Here is a 22,046-nt window from a genome sequence, read left to right as displayed (position 1 = left end):
CAGGACGGGCGGCCCCTCAGGTGTGTGAGCCTCCGTCGACCCTGATCTCCGCTCCTGTGAGGTAGCTCCCGTCCCGCGAGGCCGCGAAGGCGATGACGCCGGCGATCTGCTCCGGTTCGGCGGCGCCCAGCAGCGACCGGATCCGCCCGTAGTAACTGGCGTCCAGTTCCGGCGGCAGGACGTGCGGCCCCACCAGCGGCGTGGCGACCGTGCCGGGTGAGACGGGCACGACGCGGATGCCCCGGTGCACCACCTCGGCGGCCAGGGACAAGGAGAACGCCAGCACCGCGCCCTTCGACGCCGCGTAGGCGCTCATGTACGGATTCCCGTGCGCGGCCGACGACGAGGCCACGTTGACGATGACGCCCGTCCGGTCGGGCAGGTGCCGCAGCGCCTCCCGGCAGAACAGGGCCGTTCCGACGGCGTTGACGAAGAACAGCTGCTGCATGTCGGCGACGGTCAGCCGGTCGATGGGAGTCGTCCGGTGGATGCCCGCCACATTGATCAGGACATCGATGCCGCCGAGCTCCCCGGCAGCCGCCCGTACGGCGTCCACGACGGCGCTCTCCTCGGCGACATCGGTGACTTGGGTCACGATCCGCCCGGGCCCGGAGGCCGCCTCGGCGGTCTCCCGCAGACCGTCGCCCGAGAGGTCGACGGCGAACACGGCCGCTCCCTCGGCACCAGGCGGATCGCCGTGGCCCGACCGATGCCGGACCCCGCTCCGGTGAGCAGGACATCGACACCCTCGAAACGCTTCATCACGGCCCTTCTCCCGGACAACCGCAGGCAGGGCGGCGGACGTTACCCGGCTCCGATGACCGGCGTCGGCGCCGTCCCGCTCACCGGAACCGCCCTTCACCAGGGATCCGCCGCGCGTCGTTCCGGTCAGTGGGACTGCCCCGGTGGGCCGACAACGCCCCGTCCTACCGTCCGAACACTGGAGACCCTGCGTCCTTGAGGGGATGGGAACAACGTGACCGCAGTCGAGTCAGAACACGACGGAGTCCGCGCCATCGAGGCAGCGGCCGCACCGGCCCGGTTTGCCCGTGGATGGCACTGCCTGGGGCTGTCGGAGAAGTTCAAGGACGGCAAGCCCCACTCCGTTCAGGCCTTCGGCCAGAAGCTCGTGGTGTTCCGCGGCAGCGACGGCGAGCTCAGTGTCCTCGACGCCTACTGCCGCCACATGGGAGGCGATCTCTCCCAGGGCACCGTCAAGGGCAACGAGGTGGCCTGCCCCTTCCACGACTGGCGCTGGGGCGGGGACGGCCGCTGCAAGCAGATCCCGTACGCCCGGCGCGTGCCGCTCCGGGCCCGCACGGCGGCCTGGCCGACACGGGACCAGGACGGGATGCTCTTCGTCTGGAACGACCCGGAGGGGAACCCGCCGCCGGCGGACGTCACGATCCCCCGCATCGAGGGGGCGACGAGCGACGCGTGGACCGACTGGATCTGGTACGAGACCGTCGTGGACGCCAATTGCCGCGAAGTCGTCGACAACGTCGTGGACATGGCGCACTTCTTCTATGTGCACTACTCGTTCCCGACGTTCTTCAAGAACGTCTTCGAGGGTCACACCGCCACCCAGTTCATGCGGGGCACGGGCCGACCGGACGCGCGCCCGCAGGCGCAGGACGGTCAGCCGAAGACGACCGGCAGCACGTCGGTGGCGGCCTACCACGGCCCGTCGTTCATGATCGACGACCTCACCTACCACTACGACACGGGCGATGTGCAGTCGGTCCTGATCAACTGTCACTACCCGGTGAGCGCCGACCGATTCGTCCTGCAGTACGGCATCATCGTCAAGCGCTCGGACAGCCTGGAGGGCGCGGAAGCCGACGAGCTGGCCACGAACATGGCCGATTTCATCAGGCTGGGCTTCGAACAGGACATCGCGATCTGGAAGAACAAGACCCGCATCGACAACCCCCTGCTGTGCGAGGAGGACGGCCCGGTCTACCAACTGCGCCGCTGGTACGAGCAGTTCTACGTCGATGTCGCCGACGTCGGGCCGGAGATGGTGGATCGCTTCGAGTTCGAGCTCGACACCACCCGTCCCGTCTTGGCCTGGCAGAAGGAGGTCGAGGCCAACCTCGCCCGCAAGGCCGCGGCCGAGAGCCGGCCCGTCTGATGCCGCGCGAGGACAACCGGCTGACCGACGGTGCGCCGATGCGTCCGCTGTCCTGCCTGCGGTGCGGCAACCAGGTGCGGGTGCGCAAGAGCAGCTGGCAGCAGACGAGCGTGCAGTGGGACGCGAAGGCCATGCTGGGCTGCCCGGAGCGGCAGGCCGGTGGATCCGGCGAGGGGCCGAACGGCGGCGCCTTCGAAGGCTGCCGTTCGCTCGGTGACACGATCCGGGAGGCCGCCCTGATCGGTGCGATCACCGTGCTCCAGGAGTGAGGGAGCGGGTCGCCCCCATGCAACGGTGAAGGGGTGGTCCGCCCGCTCATGTGAGTGGGAGGACCACCCCTTCACCGTTGCACGGGAGAACTATCCGCGGGCTGCGGCCACACCGGCCCTGCGGCCGAAGAACGTGCCGTCACCCAGCGACGTACCGCTGATGTATCCCTCGCCATGGATGCCGGAGGCCGCCCGGCCGGCCGCGAACAGCCCGGGAACGGCGGTGCCGGAGACGTTCAGCACCGCGCCGTCGACGGTCGTGCGGAGCCCGCCGAGGGTGAATCCGGCGATGCCCGTACCGGCGCCCGTGTTCCCGCTCTCCCCGGGGTTGAAGCCGAGGCGGGGGTCGATCGCCGCGAAGGGCGCCTTCAGCGGCCGCAGCCACCGGGCGTCCTTGTGGAAGTACGGGTCCTGGCCCTTCGCGGCGTACGTGTTGTACGTGCCCACCGTCGACTCCAGCGCGCCCGCCGGCATCCCGAGCTCCTCCTCCAGCTCGGCCAGGGTCTCCCCGACGAACTGCGGGAGCACCCCCCAGCGTTCCGCCTCGGGTACGGACTCGTAGCCCTCCTCGTCGACGATCACCCAGTACGGGCCCGGCTGGGTCAGCACCGCGGCCACGCTGTACAGGCCCGGGTAGACGTCCTCGTTGATGAAGCGCTGCCCGTGGCCGTTGACCAGCATGCCTCGGGTGGCCATGGCCGGGAGGGCGGTGAGCGCAATCTCGGTCACCGACATCCGCCGGGTGGCCGCGCCGGTCGCGGACGCCATCCGGATGCCGCTGCCGTCGTCCAGCCCGTCGCTGATCCTGCCGTGCCCGACGAGGTGCGGCGCGTGGTCGGCCAGCATCTCCTCGTTGTCGACGAAGCCGCCGGTGGTGAGCACCACTCCCTTACGGGCGCGGTAGGCCCGCTCCTCGCCGTAACTCCGGGCGGTGACGCCGACGACCCGGCCGTCGTCGTCCACGATCAACGCCGTGGCCAGGGTGTCGGTGTGGGTGAGCGCCCCCGCGGCCCCGGCGGCCGCAACGAGCTTCTCCATGATCAGCCAGCCGCCGTAGGACTCGGTGGCGCAGCGGTGGCCGCGGGGCGCGGGGCGGGCGACGGTGTTGTACGGCCAGGCGTTCTCGCCCAGCCACATGAGGCCGTCCTTCGACAGCGGCATCCAGGTGGGGGCGTCCCACAGGCTCTTCTCGAAGGTGAGGCCGCGGTCGACGAACCACTGAAAGTGCCCGGTGCTCTCGTCGCAGTAGACCCGCAGCTTCTCCTCGTCGGCGTGCGGGCCCAGCGCCGCCTTCAGATAGGCGAACATGTCGTCCGGGGTGTCCTGGAAGCCGCACGCGGTCTGTACCGGCGTGCCGCCGCCGAGGTAGAGCTCGCCGCCGGACAGGGCCGAGGAGCCGCCCGGCCCGCCGGCCCGTTCCAGTACGAGGACCTCGGCGCCGGCCGAAGCCGCTTCGAAGGCCGCGGCGGCGCCCGCGCAGCCGAAGCCGACGACGAGTACGTCCGTCTCGGCGTCGTACCGGGACACGGACGAGGCGGGGACCGGTGTCACAGGCCGGGAGGCGCTCACCGGCCCGCCTGGCCGGGAGGTGCTCACCGCCCCGCCTCGGGCGGGGTGAAGGCCGCGAGCGGCTCCGAACCGGACCAGTCGTGGCCCCAGTAGCTGTCCGCGGTGATCTCCTCCGCGGTGTAGTACGTCTCGTCGACGAGCATGCCCTCGCAGCCGTACTCGATGTCCCAGCCGCCGGGCGCGCGCACGTAGAAGGAGACCATCTTGTCGTTGGTGTGCCGGCCCAGGGTGGAGGAGATCGAGAAGCCGAGCCGCCCCACGCTGTCGAGCGCGCGGCCCACCGCGTCCAGGCTGTCGACCTCGGCCATGAGGTGGATCAGGCCCGGTTCCTGCCCGTGCGGCGCGGGGCAGACGGCCAGACTGTGGTGCCGCTGGTTGACGCCCATGAAGCGCACGCGGCGGGGCGGGGTGTCGGGATCCGTGCCGGCGAGCCTGATCGCTCCGCGCGGCAGGAAGCCGAGGACCTCGGTGTAGAAGGAGACGGTCTCCTCCATGCAGGTCGTGGGCAGGACGACATGGCCCATGCCCTGGCCGCCGGTGACGAAGGCCTGGCCGAAGCCGGTGAGCACGGGGCTGTGGTCGAGGATCGGCGCGAAGAAGACCTCGACGGGGACGCCGGCGGGGTCGTCGAAGGTGATGCCCGCTTCCACCCCGCGTTCGTCGGCCTCCTTCTGCGTCAGCTCCTTGACCGCTCTGCCCGACGCCTCGACGGCACGCCCGACCGCCGCCATGGCGAACTGGTCGCGCACCTCCCACCCGACGGCCAGTACCCGGTCGGTGTCACCGGGCAGAACGGCCAGTCGTGCCCGACGCTCGTCCATCCGCAGGTAGAGACCGTCGGGATCCGGCCCGGACCCTTCGGCGAAACCGAGGCCGTCAATGGTGAGTTCGCGCCAGCGTTCGATGTCGCGCGTCTGGACCCTGAGATAGCCCAGCCCTCGTATCTGCGTCATGTGTTCCTCCCTCATCTGTCGGTCTTTCGGTCTGCCGGTCCTTCGTCGGACGGGCGCTGGTGCCGTGACGGTCGTCAGATCATCGAGCGCATCGGTCCGTGCGGCGGCTCGATGTCGAGCTGCGTCAGTGCGGCGGCGTGGAAGACCGAACCGGGCACGTGGATGGCGTGGGCGAGGCCGGTGTGGGCATCGCGCCAGAAGCGCTGGATCGGGTTGTCCATCCGCATGGCGTTCCCGCCGGAGCGCGCGACGATCTCGTCGACGGCCCGCACCGCGCGCCACGCCGCCCGGGCCTGGGTACGCCGGCCCACGGCCCTGCGGTCGAAGGTGACCTCCCGGCCGGCCGCCACCATGTCGTGGAGCTGCGAGATGTTGTCCAGCAGCGCCGAGCGCGAGGCCGCGATCTCCGCCGCCGCCTCACTGACGGCGTAGAGGACGTACGGGTCGTCCTTGACGGCCGTGCCGGTGATCTGGACGCGGTGGCGCTGATAGGCCATGTGATGGGCCAGGGCCCCCTCGCAGATGCCGATGACGGCCGCGGTGATGCCGAGCGGGAAGGCGGCGGAGAACGGCAGGCGGTACGTGGGGTTGGTCAGCCCGGCCTCCTTCGCCAGGGTGCCGTCCACCACCTTGGAGTACTCGATGACCCGGTACTCCGGGACGAACGCGTCCTTGACGACGATGTCCTTGCTGCCGGTGCCGCGCAGGCCGACCACGTCCCACGAGTCCTCGACGATCTCGTAGTCCGAGCGCGGCAGGACGACGTGCACCGACCGCGGGGGGTTCAGCCTGTTGCCGTCCTGGTCGGCCAGGAACGCGCCGAGGAAGATCCAGTCGCAGTGGTCGGTGCCGGAGGAGAACTGCCAGTGGCCGTTGAAGACGTAACCCCCGTCCACGGGGCGGAGCACCCCCATCGGCGCGTAGGGAGAGGCGATCCAGGTGTCGTTGTCCTCGCCCCACACCTCCTCCTGGACCCGGGGGTCGGCCATCGCCATTTCCCACGGGTGGACGCCGACGACCCCGGCGACCCAGCCGGTCGCGCCGTCGCAGGCGGCGATCCGCATGATGGTCTCGGCGAACTCGCGCGGGTGCAGTTCCAGGCCGCCGTACGTCTTCGGCTGGAGCATCCGGATCGCCCCGGTCTCCCGCAGCACCTTGGCCGTCTGGTCGTCCAGTCGGCCGAGCGACTCGTTCGCCGGTCCCAGCGCACGGATCTCCTCCGCACGCTCGGTGATCGCGTCAAGTACCGGATTGGGCATGGCTGTTCTCACTTCCGTGCGGAGGCGTTCTCGGCGAGGGCGACGGCGATTTCGATGAGCTGGTCCTCCTGGCCCCCGACGAGCTTGCGGCGGCCGGCCTCCAGGAGGATTTCGGCGCCGGACACGCCGTACTTCGCGGCCTGCCGGTCGGCGTGCTTGAGGAAGCTGGAGTAGACCCCGGCGTACCCCATGGTCAGCGACATCCGGTCGAGGAGGCACTCGCCGTCCATGACCGGCCGTACGACGTCCTCGGCGGCGTCGATGATCTTCCGGGTGTCGATTCCGGTACGGATACCGAGCTTCTCCGCGACCGCGGCGAAGGCCTCGACCGGGGTGTTGCCCGCGCCCGCGCCGAAGCGGCGGGTCGAGCCGTCGATCTGCTGTGCGCCGGCCCGCACGGCGAGCACGGAGTTGGCGACGCCGAGTCCCAGGTTCTCGTGGCCGTGGAAGCCGACCTGCGCGTCGTCGCCGAGTTCGGCGACGAGCGCCGCGATCCGGTCGCTGGTCTGCTCCATGACCAGCGCTCCGGCGGAGTCGACGACGTACACGCACTGGCAGCCGGCGTCGGCCATGATCCGGGCCTGCCGGGCGAGCACCTCCGGGGACTGGCTGTGCGACATCATCAGGAAGCCGACGGTCTCCAGGCCCAGATCGCGGGCCAGCCCGAAGTGCTGGACCGCGATGTCGGCCTCGGTGCAGTGGGTGGCGATCCGGCAGACGGCGGCACCGTTGTCGGCCGCCTCGCGGATGTCGTCCTGGACGCCGAGACCGGGCAGCATCAGAAACGCGATCTTCGCCCGGCGGGCGGTCTGCACGGCCGCCTTGATCAGCTCCTGCTCCGGCGTGTGGCTGAAGCCGTAGTTGAACGACGAGCCGCCGAGGCCGTCGCCGTGGGTCACCTCGATGACCGGGACCCCGGCCTCGTCGAGCGCCCCGACGATCGACCGGACGTGCTCGATGGTGAACTGGTGCTGCTTGGCGTGCGATCCGTCTCTCAGGGACGAGTCGGTGACGCGGATGTCGAGGTCGGCGCTGTAGGGCATGGCTGGTGAACTCCTTGGGTGCTCAGGATCCGGCGCGCTGGGAGACGATCCGCCGGGCGAAGCCCTCACCGACCTCGGTGGCCGCGGCGGTCATGATGTCGAGGTTCCCGGAGTAGGGCGGCAGGAAGTCCCCCGCGCCCTCCACTTCGAGGAACACCGCGACACGGGCGAGGCCACCGCTCACCTCGGTCGGCTCGTCGAACTGCGGCTCGGCGCGCAGCCGGTAGCCGGGTACGTACGACGCGACCTGTCCGACGATCTCGTGGATCGACGCGGTGATCGCGGCACGGTCGGCGTCGGCCGGGATGGAACAGAAGACCGTGTCCCGCATCAGCATGGGCGGTTCGGCCGGGTTGAGGATGATGATGGCCTTGCCCTTGGCCGCGCCGCCGATGGTCTCGATGCCCCGGCTGGTGGTGATCGTGAACTCGTCGATGTTGGCCCGGGTCCCCGGACCGGCGGACGGCGAGGCGACACTGGCCACGATCTCCGCGTAGGCCACCTCGGTGACCCGGGAGACGGCGTGGACCACGGGAATGGTGGCCTGTCCCCCGCAGGTGATCAGGCTGACGTTGGGCGCGTCCAGATGTTCGCCCAGGTTGACGGCCGGGACGACGGCGGGGCCCAGCGCGGCGGGCGTCAGGTCGACGGCCTGGATGCCGAGTTCGGCGTATTTGGGGGCGTTCACCTTGTGCACGTACGCCGAGGTGGCCTCGAAGACCAGGTCCGGGCGCTCGTCCTGGGCGAGCAGCCGGTCCACGCCCTCGGCACTGGCGAGCAGGCCCTCCTCGGCCGCCCGCTTGAGGCCGGGGCTCTGCGGGTCGATCCCGATCAACCAGCGTGGCTCTATCACTGCGGACCGGAGCAGTTTGTACATCAGGTCGGTTCCGATGTTTCCGGAGCCGACGATCGCGGCGGTCGCCTTGGTCACTGTTGAAACCTCATCCGAATCGAGGGGGTTGGGGGGGCGATCACCCGTCGTAGGTGACCTTGATGCGTTCGCTGACCGGGAGCGCCTGGCAGGAGAGGATGAGTCCGTCGGCGAGGTCCTGCTCGTCGAGGACCTCGTTGCGCTCCATGACCACCTCGCCCTCGGTCAGCACACAGGCGCACGCGCTGCAGCTGCCCTCCCGGCAGGAGAACGGCGCGTCCAGGCCTGCCGCGAGGAGCACGTCGAGCAGCTTGCTGCCCTGGGGCCAGGGCACGGTCGTGGTCCGCGCGTCGAGCTCGACCTCCACCGTGCCGGACGGGCCCGTGGGGTCGGCGACGGTCTGCGGGGCGGCGAACGGATCGTTGGTCAGGGAGGTGAACCGTTCGACGTGCACGCGCCCCGGCGGCACACCGAGGTCGCTGAGCGTCGTGGCGGCGAGGTCCATGAAGGGACCCGGGCCGCAGATGAACGCCTGGCGTCCGGCGTACGGCTCGGCCAGCGCCCGCAGACCGGGACCCGCCGGCAGGCCCTGTACGGACTCCAGCCAGTGGATGACCGTCAGTCGGCCGCCGTACTCCCGGGCCAGTGTGGCGAGTTCGTCACGGAAGATGACGGAGTTCTCGTCCCGGTTGGCGTAGATCAGGGTGGCGGATCCGCTCCCGCCGTGCAGGCAGGAGGTGAGGATCGACATCACGGGCGTGATCCCGCTGCCCGCGGCGAGGAGCAGGAAGTCCTCGTCCAGCGAGTCCGGGGTGAAGGTGCCCGCGGGGCGCAGCACTTCCAGGGTGTCGCCTTCGACGACGTTGTCGCAGATCCAGTTGGAGCCGTATCCGTTCACCGTGCGTTTGACGGTGACCTTCAGCTTCTCGTCGCGCAGCGGGGAGCTGCACAGCGAGTAGCAGCGGGCGGCCCCGCCCTCGCGGTCGGAGGGCACCTTGACGGTGAGGAACTGGCCGGGCTTGTAGCGGAACTTGTCGTGCGCCCCGTCGGCGGGTTCCAGGACGAGCGAGTGGGCGTCGGACGTCTCGCGGATGACTTCGACGACGCGGACGGTGAGCGGGCCGGGCGGTGTCACGATGCTCCCCCGGTCGTCTCGCCGGCGGCGTGCCGGGCGGCGACGTAGCCGAAGACGATGGACGGGCCGATGGTGGCGCCTGGTCCGGCGTACTCGCCTCCCATCACCGGCGCGGAGGTGTTGCCGGTCGCGTAGAGGCCGTCGATGAGCGAACCGTCCTCCCTCAGAACCCTGCCGTGCTCGTCGCAGACCAGCCCGCCCTTCGTCCCGAGGTCACCGACCTCGATGCGTACGGCGTAGAAGGGCGCCTTGACGATCTCGTCCAGGTTGGGGTTCTTCAGGGTCGGGTCGCCGTAGTAGCGGTCGTAGGCGCTGTCGCCGCGGCCGAACTCGGTGTCCTTGCCGGTGCGGGCGAAGCCGTTGAACCGCTCGACGGTCGCGGTGAGTTCCTCGGGGGGAACGCCGATGGCGACGGCGAGTTCGGCGATGCCGTCCGCCCGGTGTGCCAGGCCGCTCTCGTAGAATTCCTTGGGGAACGGCATTCCGGGCAGGATCTGCGCGAACGGGTAGCGGGCGCGGGCCTTGGCGTCCATCACGAACCAGGCCGGTACGTGACTGCCCGCCAACTGGTCGTGGACGAAGTTCACGTACGGGGAGGACTCGTTGGTGAAGCGGCTGCCGCGGGAGTCGACGATCACCGACGGCGGGATGCACCGCTCGGACACCAGGGGGATCGTGGCGCCGGACGGGTGGCGCACCGAGGGCATCCACCACGCGTCGTCCATGAAGTCCAGAGCGGCTCCGAGTTCCAGCCCGGCGACGATGCCGTCGCCGACGTTCTCCCGGGCGCCGGCGCTGTGGTTCTCCCGGCCGCCGTCGGGCAGGTACTTCTCGCGCATCTCCTGGTTGTGGTCGAAGCCACCGGTCGCGAGCAGCACACCGCGCCGTGCCCCGATGCGCACCTGCTTGCCGTCGCGCTGCGCGACGATGCCGGTCACCGTGCCGTCGTCGCCGACGACCAGGCCGGTCATCGGGGTCCGCAGCCACACGGGGACTCCGGCGTCCTTCAGGGCCATCCTGAGCCGTGCCACCAGCGCGCGACCGCCGGTGGCCATGTGGCGGCGGCGGACCACGTTGGTCGAGACCCGCCAGGCGGCGACGACGGACGCCCGGCGTCCGCGCCAGGTGCGCTTGACCATCGCGAGGTCGCGGTAGTCCTTGGCGGTGATCCACAGACCGAGCGGGCCCTTCATGTTGTTGGGCCGCTGGTGCCGCTCGTCCTCGCCGAGCTTGCGGGTGTCGAAGGGGAGCGCCTCGACGGAGCGGCCCATCGGACGGCCGCCGTCGTACTCGGGGTGGTAGTCGGCGTATCCCTTGACCCAGAAGAAGCGCATCCACCGGCTCTTGCCGAGCAGTTCCATGGCGGCCGGACCCTGGTCGACGTAGGTGTCGAGGCGGGCGGCCGGGACGCGGCCCCCGGTGAGGCGGTCGAGGTACTGCCGGATCGACGCACGGCTGTCGTTGTGGCCCTTGGCGCGCAGCGTGGGGTTGTTGGGGATCCAGATGCCGCCGCCGGAGATGCCGGTCGAACCGCCGTACATCTTCCCCTTCTCGATCACGACGGTGGACAGGCCGCTGTCCACGGCGGTCAGTGCGGCCGCCATACCGCCACCGCCACTGCCGACGACGACGAAGTCGAACTCGTGGTCCCAGGACGTGCTCGCGCCCGCGTTCATACCGGCGCTCATGCCGCGTCCTTACGGGTCAGGAAGGCGAGCACGGCACTTTCCCAGGCCGCCTTCTGTTCGATCATCACCCAGTGACCGCAGTTGGGGAACACGTGCAGTTCGGCGTCGGGAATGGTCCGCATCGGCACGATGGACATGTCGACCGGGCTGACCCGGTCGTCCCGGCCCCAGGTGATCAGGGTCTTGGCCCGCAGTCTGTGGAGCATCGCCCAGAGCGGCGCATCCTCGGACGTCGCCGCGGTGGCGGCGCCGGCGGCGAACGCGGCCTTCCCGTACATCCTGCGCGCGGCGGCGAGCGTGTCCGGCTCGGTGGCCTGGGCCCACCGCTCCTCGATCAGTTCCTCGGTGACCATGGCCGGGTCGTACACCATGGAGTACAGCCACTGGACCAGACGTTCACGCGTGGGGTTCTCGGTGAACTCCATCAGCAGGTTGATGCCCTCGCCGGGGCCGGGGCTGAAGAGGTTCCGGCCCATGCCGCCGATCGTCACCAGGCGGCGTACCCGGTCGGGGTTGTCCAACGCGAACCGGGTGGCGACGAAGCCGCCCATGGAGTTGCCGACCACGTCGACCTGGTGCAGCCCGAGTCCGTCGAGGAACCGGCCGACGGCATCGGTGGCGGTGGCCATGGGGTGCCCGTCGGCCGGGTCGCTGACCCCGAACCCGGGGAACTCCAGTACCAGGCAGCGGAAGTGCTCGGAGAACCGGCCCAGATTGCCGCGGAAGTTGCGCCAGCCCGTGACACCTGGGCCCGAGCCGTGCAACATCAGCAGAGGCGGACCGTCCCCGGCCTCGTGATAGCGCAGAACCCCCTGATCGGTTGCGAGTTCACGCAATGTGGAGTCGTGGCTCAGCTCCATCATCATCCCTGTCTTCGACGTCCCTGTGGTCAACGGTTCCTGGAACGTAGCCAGGGCCCCCGCAGGGGCGCCGCACTCATCCCGATCAGCGGGACGCGGGTGTTCCTGACAGCCGGAGCAGTACGGGGCGGACCTGCGGCCTGTCGTGTTCCACTCATCGGGAGCGTGCCGTCCGGTGCCGCGTGCGACGGTCCTACCGTCGGGGCATGCCCTGCCAGGAGCACGTCACAGTGCCGGACCCGTCGAGGTGAATCCGATGTCAGCAGAGTCCTTGACCGCACCCCCGACAGGTGAGGTCACGGCGCCCACCCCCCAGGAGATGCGGCGCGCCATGGGAGCGTTCGCGACGGGTGTCACCGTCGTCACCGGGATGGACCGGGGAGATCCGGTCGGGTTCGCGTGCCAGTCCTTCGCCTCCGTTTCGCTGGAGCCGCCCCTCGTCCTGTTCTGCGCCGACCACAAGGGCCGTGCCTGGCCGAGGATCAGGGAATCGGGCCGGTTCTGCGTCAACGTGCTCGCCGAGGACCAGACCGATGTCTGCGGCCGCTTCGGCTCCAGCAGGGGAAGCAAGTTCGACGGGCTGGACTGGGACCTCTCGCGCTGGGACACCCCGTCCCTGCGCGGCGTGCTGATCAGGGTCCATGCCGAGGTGGACGACGTGCACGTCGCCGGTGACCACGATGTGGTGATCGGGCGGGTCCTGGAACTCGAGACGGTGACCGAACGGCGGCCGATGCTCTTCTTCCGCGGACGGTTCGGCGTCGAGGAGCAGCCGGTCACCATGCCCGACCCCTGGGGCTGGGGCGACCATTGGGGCTGAGCGCCGGTCGCCGAACTGCCGGGCGTCGCACGGCGGACCACGGTTCGGCGACCGGCCCCGGGCTCCAGGGCCTGTCCGGCTGCGCTCCCCCGGACACGCTCTACAGCCAGTCGCCGCTCTGGCCGGCGACGAGCAGCCGGTCCATGGCCTGCGGAGACCAGGTCTGCTCCGGGAAGGCGGGCGCGCGGTGCCCCCGCCCAGGGGTCTCCAGGCCGGGGAACAGTTCCAACGAGACCTGTCGCGCGGCGTCGACCACCAACGGGGCCACCTTCTCCAGCGGGGTCTGCGCGTCGCCGATCAGCGAAATGGCGGCCACCGGCCCCTCGGGGCCCCGGATCGCCGCCGCGGCGCAGGCGATGCCGGGGAAGCACTCACCCCGCTCGAACGCCAGGCCGCGACGCTGCCGGATCCGGTTGAGCTCCTGGTGCAGGGTGTCCAGGTCGGCGATCGTGCGGTGGGTCAGCCGGGCGATGGCGCCACCCACCCGGGCCTCGACCTCCTCCGGTTCGAGCCAGGCCAGCATCGCCTTGCCCAGTGCCGTCGAGTGGGCCGGCGCGCGCCCGCCGACCCGCGAGGGGACCGACGCGGCGAACCGGCCGCCGGCCTTGTCGAGGTAGTGGACGTCGGCGCCGTCGAGCACGGCGAGGTGGACGACCAGCCCGGTGCGGATCTGCACGCTGTGCAGTCTGGGCGCGGCGGCTTCACGGATCTCACTGTTCGTGCCGTCCCCACCGCCGAGCCCGAGTGCCCGCCGCCCGAGGCCGTAGCCGAACCCGGTGTGCTCGAGCCACTGGAGCCGTACGAGCTGGTCGAGGATCCGATGGGCCGTGGAGCGCGGGAGGCGCGTGCTGCGGGCCACCTCCTCCAGGGACAGCCGCGCGGTGCGGCATTCGAACGCGTCCATGATCAACGTCATGCGTTCGACCATCGACGGCGGGAGCTCCCGGCGAGCGGGCATGTCCACGGCAGCAGCGACATCGACAACCGTCATGGCGAATCCTCCAGGTAAACTGAAATGAATTCTTGTTTTCCGGAATGTAACAGCGGTACGAGGTAGGGGGAACCCTCGTACACGGGGAGATCTGCGACCCCGGCGCATCGCCGTCCAGATGGCGGATCGCGACGAGGAGCGCCGCCGGGGCCTGTCGAACGGGGGCGCCTGCGCCGCGGCCGGCACACCAGGACCCGGCACGGCCGACGCGACCCGGAGACCACAGAGCCCGCCGGCGGCCTCAAGTCCGGTCGCGGGCGACGCATCAGGGCGTCGAACAGCCCTTGCCGGGCGGGGTCCTGATGGGCGGCGCCCCCTGGGCGCCACCACGCAGCCGCGAAGAAGCTCTCCCTCTCCGGGAGTTCAGCGACCTGGCCGTTCCGTCTGCCTCGGTGTCACGGCCAAGCTCTTGAAATGATCAAAAGGCCGTTCCAGATTGCTCTGAACCTGCGGATCTGGCGGCGTGGCTGCGGCCCGGGGCGGCATGTTCAGGTAGCCGGGGATTCAGGGACGGGCAAGAGCCATATGCTGACCCACGCAACCCTCGGGCTGGCCCGGGCGGGCTGGATGCCGATCCTGCTGCGGGCGGGCGAGTGCTGTCTCGAAAAGACACCTGCCCGTCCGGGTGATCACCCATGCCGCCGTCGATCGCACCGTCCAGAACTGGATCGCCGACGAACATGGCCGTTCGACCGTCAAGAACACCATCGCCGTCCTTGTCCGCGTCATGAAGCAGGCGGTCCGAGACGGCATCACCGAGGTCAACCCGGCCCGTGTGACGGGGTGGCAGAAGCTCTACAAGCAGGCCGAGGACGAGCTCCCTGACCCGCGAGCGCCGGCCCTTCCCGACTGGGAGACGCTCGTCGAGCCGGCCGACGCACTCGTGGCCGCCTCCTACGACCAATACCGGGGCTGGGGAGAGGTTGTCCTCTTCGCCGCATGCACCGCCACGGTCCTGGCACTCGCGTGAGACGCCGGACCGCTCGGCGACCTCCTCGGCGGTCTCCCCCATCGACAGCAGCCCGTGCAACTCCTTCATCGCGGGGTTGACCAGGCGCCAGCCGAGCCGGATGTCCACGGTCTCGACGCGGTGCGGCAGGGCCTCGTCGGGGCGGGCCAGTACGAAGGGTGCCCGGCTCATCGACTCGGAGCCGCCGGCGAGCACGATGTCGGCCTCGCCGGAGGCGATGGCGCAGGTCGCCGTCGTGACCGCCTCCAGGCCGGAGGCGCACAGCCGGTTGACGGTGGCGCCGGGCACGGACTCGGGCAGCCCGGCGAGGAGGGCGGCCATGCGGGCGACGTTGCGGTTGTCCTCGCCCGCCTGGTTGGCGGCGCCCCAGTAGACGTCGTCGATACGCGCCGGGTCGAGCGCGGGCAGTTCGGCGACCAGGCCGCGGATGACGGTGGCGGCGAGGTCGTCGGGCCGCACGGAGGACAGGGCTCCGCGCAACTTGCCGATGGGGGTGCGGCGAGCGGCCGCGAAGTGGACAGGGCGCACGACAGGACTCCTGACGGACAGCGGAGCATCGCCCGGTCACGCGGGTCAGGGTCACCGGATCGCGGACACGTCACGTCACGTCACGGCGCGAGACGAGCAGCGAGGACAGGCCGAGGCACACCACCACGTACGCCACCAGCACCAGGCTCGCGGTCAGCGGCCCGGAGACGGAGACGACCCCGGGGACCGAGGTGTTCGGCTTGCCCGACGGGTCGAGGGCGGTGGCGAGCGATCCCGCGCTCGGTCCGATCAGCAACCGCTGCAACCACTTCAGCGCGGGCAGCGTGCCGGCCAGTCCGGAGACCAGGTTCTCCACCGCCAGCAGCCAGAGCAGGCCCACCCCGATGGCGGCCCCGGTGCCCCTCAGCAAGATCGACAGGAGGATGCCGAGGCTCGCCGCGGCCATACTGATCAGCCAGACGGCGCCGATTCCGCCGAGCAGCGTCGCCGCGCCCGGCCAGTGCGCGGGCCGACCGGTGAGCGCCGCGACGAGCGCGCTCGCCCCCGCGCTCGCCGTCACCACCAGCACCGTTACGCACAGCACCGCCACCGCTGTCGCCATGGCCTTTCCGAGAACCGCCGAAATCCGGCCGGGCCCTTGGACCAGCAGCGTGCCCCAGGTCCCCCACCGGTACTCCCCGCCGACGAGGACGGCGCCGAGAATCAGCATCAGCGCGCTGCCGAACATCGGGTACAGGTCCACCGTGCCGGAGAGGAACTTGTCCGGCAGCACGCCATTGATCAGTTGCTCGGGATCACCCGACGAGCCGACCGGCTTGTTCCTGATGGCCAGCCAGACGATGTACGGCACCACCATGCCGAAGACCACTGCCAGGCCGGCCCACGCCCCGCCGACGATCCAGACGCCGGGGCGCTTGCGGGTCGACAGAAGCTCTGCCTGAAGGACGCCGTTCAACGGTTGACCACCTCCACGGGTTCCGGTCCGGTGGGCCGTTGGCCCTCGACTAGGTCGAAGAACACGTCCTCCAGGGAGAGGACCTGTCTGCGCAGTTCGCTGACTTCCAGCCCGTTCACCACGAGCAGCCGGTTGACGGCGGCCGCCTCGCTCGGGTCGACGGCCACGCGCAGCTCCCCGTCGACGACCGTCGCCGAGCGGACGGCCGGCAACTGCCGTACGAGTTCGGCGGCGCGCTCGGGCGAGTCCACGGTCACCGACACCTCGCCCTCGCCGATGCCTCGGCGCAGCTCGGCCACGGTGCCGTCGGCGACGAGCCGGCCCTGGCGGATCACCCCCACCCGGTCGCACAGGTGCTCCACTTCGGGCAGCTGATGGCTGGACAGCAGCACGGTGCGGTTGGAGCGGCGCAGACCGGTGATCAGGTCGCGCATGCTCGCCACGCCTTCCGGGTCGAGGCCGTTGGTCGGCTCGTCGAGGATGAGCAGCGCGGGGTCCTTCAGCAGTGCGGCGCCCACCGCGATGCGCTGTTTCATGCCGAGCGAGTACGCCCGGAAGGCGACGTCCGCCTTGGCTGTCATCCTCACTTCTTCGAGAGCCTTCTCGACGCGGGCGGCGGGCACGGAGGCGTATCCGGCGAGGATGCGCAGGTTGTCCCGGCCGGACAGATGCGGGTACAGGGCCGGGGACTCGATCAGTGCCCCCACCCCGCGCAGGCTGCTCCGGGTCCCGGCCCGGTGACCCAGCACCGTGGCGGTCCCCGAGGTGGGCCGGATCAGCCCCACCAGCATCCGCATGGCGGTGCTCTTTCCGGCCCCGTTCGGACCGAGGAAGCCGTAGACCTCCCCCCGGCGGATCAGCAGGTCGAGGTCGAACACGCCGGTTTCCGGGCCGTACCGTTTGGTCAGTCCGCTGGTGCGGATCGCGATGTCGTCGCCGCTGTCAGGCATCGGTGGCCTCCCGTTCGCCGGAGCGGCCTCGCGCGGCCAGCAACAGGACGCCGACCAGGACCGCGGACTCCGCGGCGAGGATCACCACCGCCCACACCGGGCCCGTCCAGCGCTGCAGGCTGCCGAACCACACCCACATCAACGCGCAGTAGCCCAGCCCGAGAAGGAGCAGCGCGACGATTCCGTAGAGAGCGTAGGCACGGGTGTCGCGGGGTGGGTAGGCGCTGAGCCGTTCCCGGACGGTGGGGTCGCGCCGGCGCAGTCGCAGCCGCCAGAACCGGTAGGACTCGCGGCGCAGGTCAACAATATTCAGCGCATGCGTGAGCATCACATATCCATCCGATCGCAGAATCGGCAGCAGACTCATCGCGGCGCCACCGCTGCCGAACAGCAGGAGGCCCGCGGCGAGCGAGCGCCCGAGCCCGCCGTCACCGGCCAGCCACCACCAGACCATCACCGGCACCAGGGCCAACAGGCTGACGAAGACGCCGGCGAACGCTGTGCCCACCCGGGCCCTGCGCCGGTGGAACAGCACGATGTCGTCCGTGCGGCAGTAGGGGGTCAGCATCGGAAACCGCCAGCTGAGCCCGATCTCGGTCACTGTGCCGCCGAAGTGACGGCAGGTCACACCGTGTGCGAACTCGTGCAGCACGGTGATTCCCCACAGCAGCACCACCGACAGTGGCAGGGTGAGCGCCCAGGATCTCTGATCCGTCGCCTCGTGGGTCAGGGTGGCGACATGCGTCCAGACGAGCACCTGGACAGCGGCGACCAGGAGGAGTGCGGGTATCAGGAAGGCCGCCCGAAAGGCGAACGCGAGTCGTGCCGCCAGGTCGGCGCACAGCTGGTCGGGGCGCAGTATCACCCACCGTCGGCGCAGCCAGCCCTGCCGCGCCGCCTGCTTGGCCTCGTGGGCCTGTCTGAGCTTGTCCAGGGCCGCGTCCTCGGCGTATCCGTCGAGCAGTTGGTAACGGCCGAGCAGGGTGAACATCTGCTGCCAGTGCGCGGGCCCGAGTCTGCGGTCGTAGGTGTCGGTGTACTTGCGGCCGATGTCCGTGAGGGTGTGGCTGCCGTCCATCAGGCCCATGATGAAGTGCTCCCGGGGGCCGACGCGGTAGTAACAGCCGGTGCGTGCGTCCTTGACGTGGTGCACGGTCTTCGGGCCGGACCGCAGGGCGGGGCCGAGTACTACCTCCGGCCGGAGCCGGGGCCGGTCGTAGGCCGTTTCGGTCACCGCAGCGCCTCCTGAGGGGCCATGTCGGACAGCGCCTTGCAGATGACGTAGGACAGGTAGATCTCGTCGAGGATGCTGACACCGATCCGGTTGTTGGTCATGTGGACGTAGGAGCTGAGCACGATGGCCAACGCGGCCTGCGGGTCGGGTACGGCTCCCTCGTGGAAGGAGAGGGCTCCCGCATCGGCCAGTTTCAGCGCTCTGTCGCGGAGTTCGGTGCAGTGGGCGAGCCAGGACCGCTCCAGTGGGGTGGGCGAGGCGGCGGAGTCGTCCCTGGTGCTGTCGCGCACATGCCGTAGCCGGGGCACCAGGCGTTCCTTCATCCGCTTGTAGCTCCGGTCGAAGCGTTCGTGCTGGCTTTCGCTCGGCTCCTGGTACGAGGTCTCCCACATCGTGCGGTAGCGGACCAGGAACTGGGCCACCGCTTCCTCGTCCCGCAGCAGCGCGAAGCACAGCCAGGCGGTCAACTGCGCGGCCTGGCCGAGCAGGACGGTCCGCACGTGCACATTGGTGGTCTCCAGCAGGGTGACCACCAGTTCGCTGGACTCCTGGAAGTGCCATTCGGCCAGTTCCATGCCGGCCGGGCCGCCGTAGCGGTCCAGCTCCCGCTCGTAGGGGATGTGGGCGACGCTGTTGTTGTCCCGGAACGGCATCGCGCCGTCCGCCCCGTACAGCTCGTTCCAGTGCTCCTCGCTGTACTCGGCGAGGAACATGTTCTTGTACAGGTCCCCGCTGGAGTTGCGGTCCTCCTCGTACAGGGCGGGGCGCTCGCGCAGGTACTCCTCGAGCGTTCCCCGCGCGGTCCGCGCGACCTCGGCGGCCGCCGACGCGTCGGCCGGTAGCAGACGCAGCCGGACGTGGGGACCCTCCAGCCAGTAGCGGATGAAGAACCACGAGCGCAGCAGCCCCTGTTCGCGCAGTCGGGCCACCAGCGGCCGCACGCAGTGCACCAGCACCGGGTTGGCGTTCGCGGCGTAGAAGACGTGCAGGCTGATCCAGCCGTCGCCGTCCCACTGCGTCTCGATGCGCCCGCTGTCCCCGTGCCGATCCGTATCGACGCGCTCGCCGTCGTTCGCACCGCCATTGCCGTCCATCACCGCTCCGCCTCCGTTCTGTCGAGTCCGTCGTGTCCCTCGAACCCGTCGTGTCTCTCGAATCCGTCGAGCTGGACCGTGAGTTCGGTGACGTACCGGTGGCCGCCGTCGCGCAGCCACAGCTGGTCGGGCCCCGGCAGCATCTCGGTGAGCACCACCGTTGATTCGCTCTTGCGGACCGCGGTCTCCAGCAGCCGGACGCAGGCGTACGAGTCGAAGTCCACGTACTGCGGCTTGTGTTCACCGCCGAGGGAGGCGAACACATGGCGCGGCAGCCCAGCGGCGCGCTGCCATTCCCGCCATGCCAGGAACCAGTCGTGATCCGCCTGTCCGGCCACCGCCGGCGGCAGCTGACCGGCGGCGAACCGCCACGTCTTGCGCTGCAGGACCACGTTGCCGAGCCGGACGCGCGGCAGAACGCCGCTGTCGCCCTCCGGTATGCCGGTGCCTTCCCACAGGTCGAGCTGGACCATGGTGGTGTAGGAGAAGTTCAGCAGCACCTGCTGCACCTCGGGCAGCGCCATCGGCAGCAGGAAGCCGAGGTAGACGGGGATCACCTCGACGCCCAGCCGGCGTGAGCGCAGGCGCAGCCGGTCGGTCGCCGCGTCGTGCTCGACGACCAGGTCCTCCACCGGGATCTGCTCGTGCGGCGGCCGGAAGCTGGTCTCTCCGGGGCAGACCACCTCGTAGGGGGTGACAACCGGGTGCAGGTTCAGGTTGGTCGCGTCGTAGCCGCCCTTGAGCTCGGCGAACACGGCTCCCTCCGGAACGACGTCGTCCAGCGAGCGGCGCAGTGATGCGGTGAGACCGTCGTCGAGGCAGTGCGCGAACCGGGAGAAGAGCAGGGTGAGTCCGGAGTAGACCCGGTTGACGACCACCAGGGGGTCCTCGGTGCCGTTCTCGGCCAGTTGGAGGAAGAACGACAGCGACCGCAGGCCCTCCGACCGCGGCAGCAGATCCTCCACGGTGGTCAGGAAGCCCTCGTCCAGTTCCACGTCGGCTCCGGTGGCGGAGGCGCTCAGGTACCGGCGCTTCATTTCTTCGGCCACGGCGACCCGGGCGCGATCGATCTCCGCGATCTCCTCCTGCCGGAACCAGTTGTCGTACGTACGGAAGTCGGTGCCGTCGAAGCGTTGATGACGCATCAGCCGCTTGTTGTAGTTGTCGTAGAAGTCCTGGTTGAACTGGTGGGCGAAGGAGAGGAAGTCCTCGCAGCGTCCGCCTTCCCCGTAACGCGCCCGGAAGAACCCCTTGGTGACGAGCCTGCGTACGGCGTTTCCATCGAACGCCGGGAGGATTCGGGCCAGTTGGCGCAGCACCGGGGTTAGTTGCCGAGTCCAGGTCGAGGCGTCGCCGGTCACCGAGAGTCCCGGCAGTGTGGTGTCCTCGTAGACCAGGGTGCGCAGAACCGGGATGTCGTCGTGGCCCAGCAGGCGGTGTGTCTCGGTCACGGACTCCTTGACCTGCGTGAGCAGTTCACGCCTGCGCCGCAGTCCGGCTCCGGCGAATCGCGTGACGTCCGCGCCCATCCGCTCCACGAGCACGGCGATGTCGTCGGTCCAGTCCGCTCCCAGTTTCCGCAAACCGCTGCGGTAGGTGCCGACCGGGTCCGGGTCGTGGATGTCGATGTGCAGATCTGGAACGACGAGCAGGCCCAGCCTGATCAACTGGGCGAGATATCGCTCCACTTCCGGTTCCGGTCGCTTCGCGTCCATCGCGCACAGCCGCTGTACGGCGTCGGCGAACCGCAGCGTCGTGCCATCGCCGAACAGCGTGAGCACATCGGCGAGGGCGTCCCCGCCGGGCAGGAAGAACAGGCTCTCGTGCACCGCGTCCAGAGTGACCGCCGCGTCCGCGTTGCCGTCGGCGCCGCGCAGCTTGCGCAGGTAGCGGACCTGGTCGCGGTGCACCTGGAGTCCGCTGGTGGCCCGGAGGGGAAGATCATGGCGGACCTGAGGGCTGGCGGTCAGCATTTCCGAGAGCCTGGCAAGTACGGCGATGTTCAGCCGCGTGCTGCCCCGCTTGTCCCATCCCCTGACGGTCGCGGCGAGCGGCCGCCCGTCGGCCTCGGCGAAGGCGCCCGCGGAGACTGCCGTCAGGGTGCTGAACGGGCTGGTCTTGCATGCCGTGCGCAGCAGGTACTCCAGCAGCGACCGCTCGATCCGCCGTTCCTTCTTGCTGAGCGGGCCGTCGGCGCGCTCCAGGTAACCGTCTAGATACTCGTCGAGCGAGGGGGACGAGAGCTGGATGCCGTACCGCAGGTCCGTCTTCGTCGCCGCACGACGCAGTTCCCGTCGGCCCGCGGCGATCTCCTCGGCCAGGATGCCGGAGCCGGTCCGCAGCAGCGCCTCGTAACGCTGCCAGTCGGCGAACCACGCGCGCAGCTCGGCGAGTTCGCCGGCTGACAGCAGCGGCTCGGCCGCCGCCAGGCCTCGCGGAGCGCGGACGTTGAAAACGTCACGGCGCAGATTGATCAACGTGCGGCGCGCCGCCGGATCGTCGAGACTGCGTGCCACGCGTTCCTGCAGGGAGTCGGCGAGCCGGGCCCCTCGCTCACGCAGCCGCAGCCGCGCGCCGAGCACGTCGTCCGCCCATGACGCGCTCGCCGAAGTGGCCAGCGCGTCGGCGGATTCGAAGGGCAGACCACCGACGCGCAGCATGAACCTCGGCACCAGGTGCCACTTCACGCGCTCCGCGGTCTCGTGCTGCTCGGGCAGGGTCGCGGCCGACGTCGCACGTGGCGTCATCGATGGCATCGCGGA

At 70.1% G+C, this 22,046-nt stretch carries 18 protein-coding genes and 2 pseudogenes; 4 read left to right on the top strand and 16 right to left on the bottom strand.

Going from position 1 to position 22,046, the window contains the following annotated elements:
• Positions 1–16: 16 nt before the first annotated feature.
• Entirely contained in the window at positions 17–862 is an 846-nt protein-coding gene (locus OG306_RS35655; RefSeq protein WP_371666082.1) for an SDR family NAD(P)-dependent oxidoreductase, read from the bottom strand.
• A 114-nt stretch (positions 863–976) separates the two neighbouring features.
• On the opposite strand from OG306_RS35655, the gene OG306_RS35650 reads away from it, so the two are divergent.
• The gene (locus OG306_RS35650) at positions 977–2,134 is read left to right on the top strand and encodes a Rieske 2Fe-2S domain-containing protein (protein WP_371666081.1); all 1,158 of its coding nucleotides are present in this window, start codon (positions 977–979) and stop codon (positions 2,132–2,134) included.
• Positions 2,134–2,403, top strand: a complete 270-nt coding sequence (locus OG306_RS35645; RefSeq protein ID WP_266750500.1) for a ferredoxin — start codon at positions 2,134–2,136, stop codon at positions 2,401–2,403. The genes OG306_RS35650 and OG306_RS35645 overlap by 1 nt, the downstream gene beginning before the upstream one ends.
• 90 nt (positions 2,404–2,493) lie before the next feature.
• On the opposite strand, the gene OG306_RS35640 is transcribed toward OG306_RS35645, so the two are convergent.
• The 8 genes from OG306_RS35640 to OG306_RS35605 all read right to left on the bottom strand — a co-directional run bounded on the left by OG306_RS35640 (position 2,494) and on the right by OG306_RS35605 (position 11,814).
• Positions 2,494–3,972: an FAD-dependent oxidoreductase gene (locus OG306_RS35640; RefSeq protein ID WP_266750498.1), complete on the bottom strand. Its 1,479-nt coding sequence runs from the start codon at positions 3,970–3,972 to the stop codon at positions 2,494–2,496.
• A gap of 23 nt (positions 3,973–3,995) precedes the next feature.
• Positions 3,996–4,925 carry a VOC family protein gene (locus OG306_RS35635; RefSeq protein ID WP_327258472.1) on the bottom strand — a complete coding sequence of 310 codons (930 nt, stop codon included), beginning with the start codon at positions 4,923–4,925 and terminating at the stop codon, positions 3,996–3,998.
• Positions 4,926–4,999: 74 nt separating this feature from the next.
• Complete coding sequence (locus tag OG306_RS35630) at positions 5,000–6,184, bottom strand: acyl-CoA dehydrogenase family protein (protein ID WP_266750495.1); 1,185 nt, start codon at positions 6,182–6,184, stop codon at positions 5,000–5,002.
• Positions 6,185–6,192: 8 nt separating this feature from the next.
• Positions 6,193–7,227: a 4-hydroxy-2-oxovalerate aldolase gene (gene dmpG / locus OG306_RS35625; protein WP_266750493.1), complete on the bottom strand. Its 1,035-nt coding sequence runs from the start codon at positions 7,225–7,227 to the stop codon at positions 6,193–6,195.
• Between the two features lie 22 nt (positions 7,228–7,249).
• On the bottom strand, positions 7,250–8,158 hold the full coding sequence (locus OG306_RS35620) for an acetaldehyde dehydrogenase (acetylating) (protein ID WP_371666080.1): 909 nt from the start codon (positions 8,156–8,158) through the stop codon (positions 7,250–7,252).
• 40 nt (positions 8,159–8,198) lie between these two features.
• Positions 8,199–9,233, bottom strand: a complete 1,035-nt coding sequence (locus tag OG306_RS35615; protein ID WP_266750489.1) for a ferredoxin--NADP reductase — start codon at positions 9,231–9,233, stop codon at positions 8,199–8,201.
• Positions 9,230–10,921, bottom strand: coding sequence for an FAD-binding protein (locus tag OG306_RS35610; RefSeq protein ID WP_371666079.1), 1,692 nt, complete (start codon positions 10,919–10,921; stop codon positions 9,230–9,232). Before OG306_RS35610 ends, OG306_RS35615 begins: the two co-directional genes overlap by 4 nt.
• Entirely contained in the window at positions 10,918–11,814 is an 897-nt protein-coding gene (locus tag OG306_RS35605) for an alpha/beta fold hydrolase (RefSeq protein WP_327349186.1), read from the bottom strand. The genes OG306_RS35610 and OG306_RS35605 overlap by 4 nt, the downstream gene beginning before the upstream one ends.
• A 223-nt stretch (positions 11,815–12,037) precedes the next feature.
• On the opposite strand from OG306_RS35605, the gene OG306_RS35600 reads away from it, so the two are divergent.
• The gene (locus OG306_RS35600) at positions 12,038–12,601 is read left to right on the top strand and encodes a flavin reductase family protein (protein ID WP_266750484.1); all 564 of its coding nucleotides are present in this window, start codon (positions 12,038–12,040) and stop codon (positions 12,599–12,601) included.
• A 100-nt stretch (positions 12,602–12,701) separates the two neighbouring features.
• Here OG306_RS35600 and OG306_RS35595 read toward each other — a convergent pair whose 3' ends face one another.
• The gene (locus tag OG306_RS35595) at positions 12,702–13,592 is read right to left on the bottom strand and encodes an IclR family transcriptional regulator (RefSeq protein WP_368082240.1); all 891 of its coding nucleotides are present in this window, start codon (positions 13,590–13,592) and stop codon (positions 12,702–12,704) included.
• 610 nt (positions 13,593–14,202) lie between these two features.
• Between OG306_RS35595 and OG306_RS35590 the strand changes: the two are divergent.
• Positions 14,203–14,541, top strand: a pseudogene (locus OG306_RS35590) (site-specific integrase); the annotation flags it as partial.
• A 3-nt stretch (positions 14,542–14,544) separates the two neighbouring features.
• Here OG306_RS35590 and OG306_RS35585 read toward each other — a convergent pair.
• From OG306_RS35585 to OG306_RS35560, 6 genes and pseudogenes are all read right to left on the bottom strand, one after another.
• Positions 14,545–15,090: pseudogene (locus tag OG306_RS35585) on the bottom strand (beta-ketoacyl synthase N-terminal-like domain-containing protein); the annotation flags it as partial.
• Between the two features lie 70 nt (positions 15,091–15,160).
• Positions 15,161–16,006, bottom strand: a complete 846-nt coding sequence (locus OG306_RS35580) for an ABC transporter permease subunit (protein WP_266750483.1) — start codon at positions 16,004–16,006, stop codon at positions 15,161–15,163.
• A complete protein-coding gene (locus OG306_RS35575; RefSeq protein WP_266750481.1) occupies positions 16,003–16,956 on the bottom strand; it encodes an ABC transporter ATP-binding protein in 954 nt (317 codons plus the stop codon). Before OG306_RS35575 ends, OG306_RS35580 begins: the two co-directional genes overlap by 4 nt.
• Positions 16,949–18,190 carry a M50 family metallopeptidase gene (locus OG306_RS35570; protein WP_266750479.1) on the bottom strand — a complete coding sequence of 414 codons (1,242 nt, stop codon included), beginning with the start codon at positions 18,188–18,190 and terminating at the stop codon, positions 16,949–16,951. Before OG306_RS35570 ends, OG306_RS35575 begins: the two co-directional genes overlap by 8 nt.
• Positions 18,187–19,284 carry a thiopeptide-type bacteriocin biosynthesis protein gene (locus OG306_RS35565; protein ID WP_266752602.1) on the bottom strand — a complete coding sequence of 366 codons (1,098 nt, stop codon included), beginning with the start codon at positions 19,282–19,284 and terminating at the stop codon, positions 18,187–18,189. The genes OG306_RS35570 and OG306_RS35565 overlap by 4 nt, the downstream gene beginning before the upstream one ends.
• The gene (locus OG306_RS35560; protein WP_371666078.1) at positions 19,284–22,031 is read right to left on the bottom strand and encodes a lantibiotic dehydratase; all 2,748 of its coding nucleotides are present in this window, start codon (positions 22,029–22,031) and stop codon (positions 19,284–19,286) included. Before OG306_RS35560 ends, OG306_RS35565 begins: the two co-directional genes overlap by 1 nt.
• Positions 22,032–22,046 lie beyond the last annotated feature (15 nt).

This window comes from Streptomyces sp. NBC_01241, from assembly GCF_041435435.1.
GTDB lineage: Bacteria > Actinomycetota > Actinomycetes > Streptomycetales > Streptomycetaceae > Streptomyces.
This window is presented reverse-complemented; position numbering and strand designations above follow the sequence as displayed.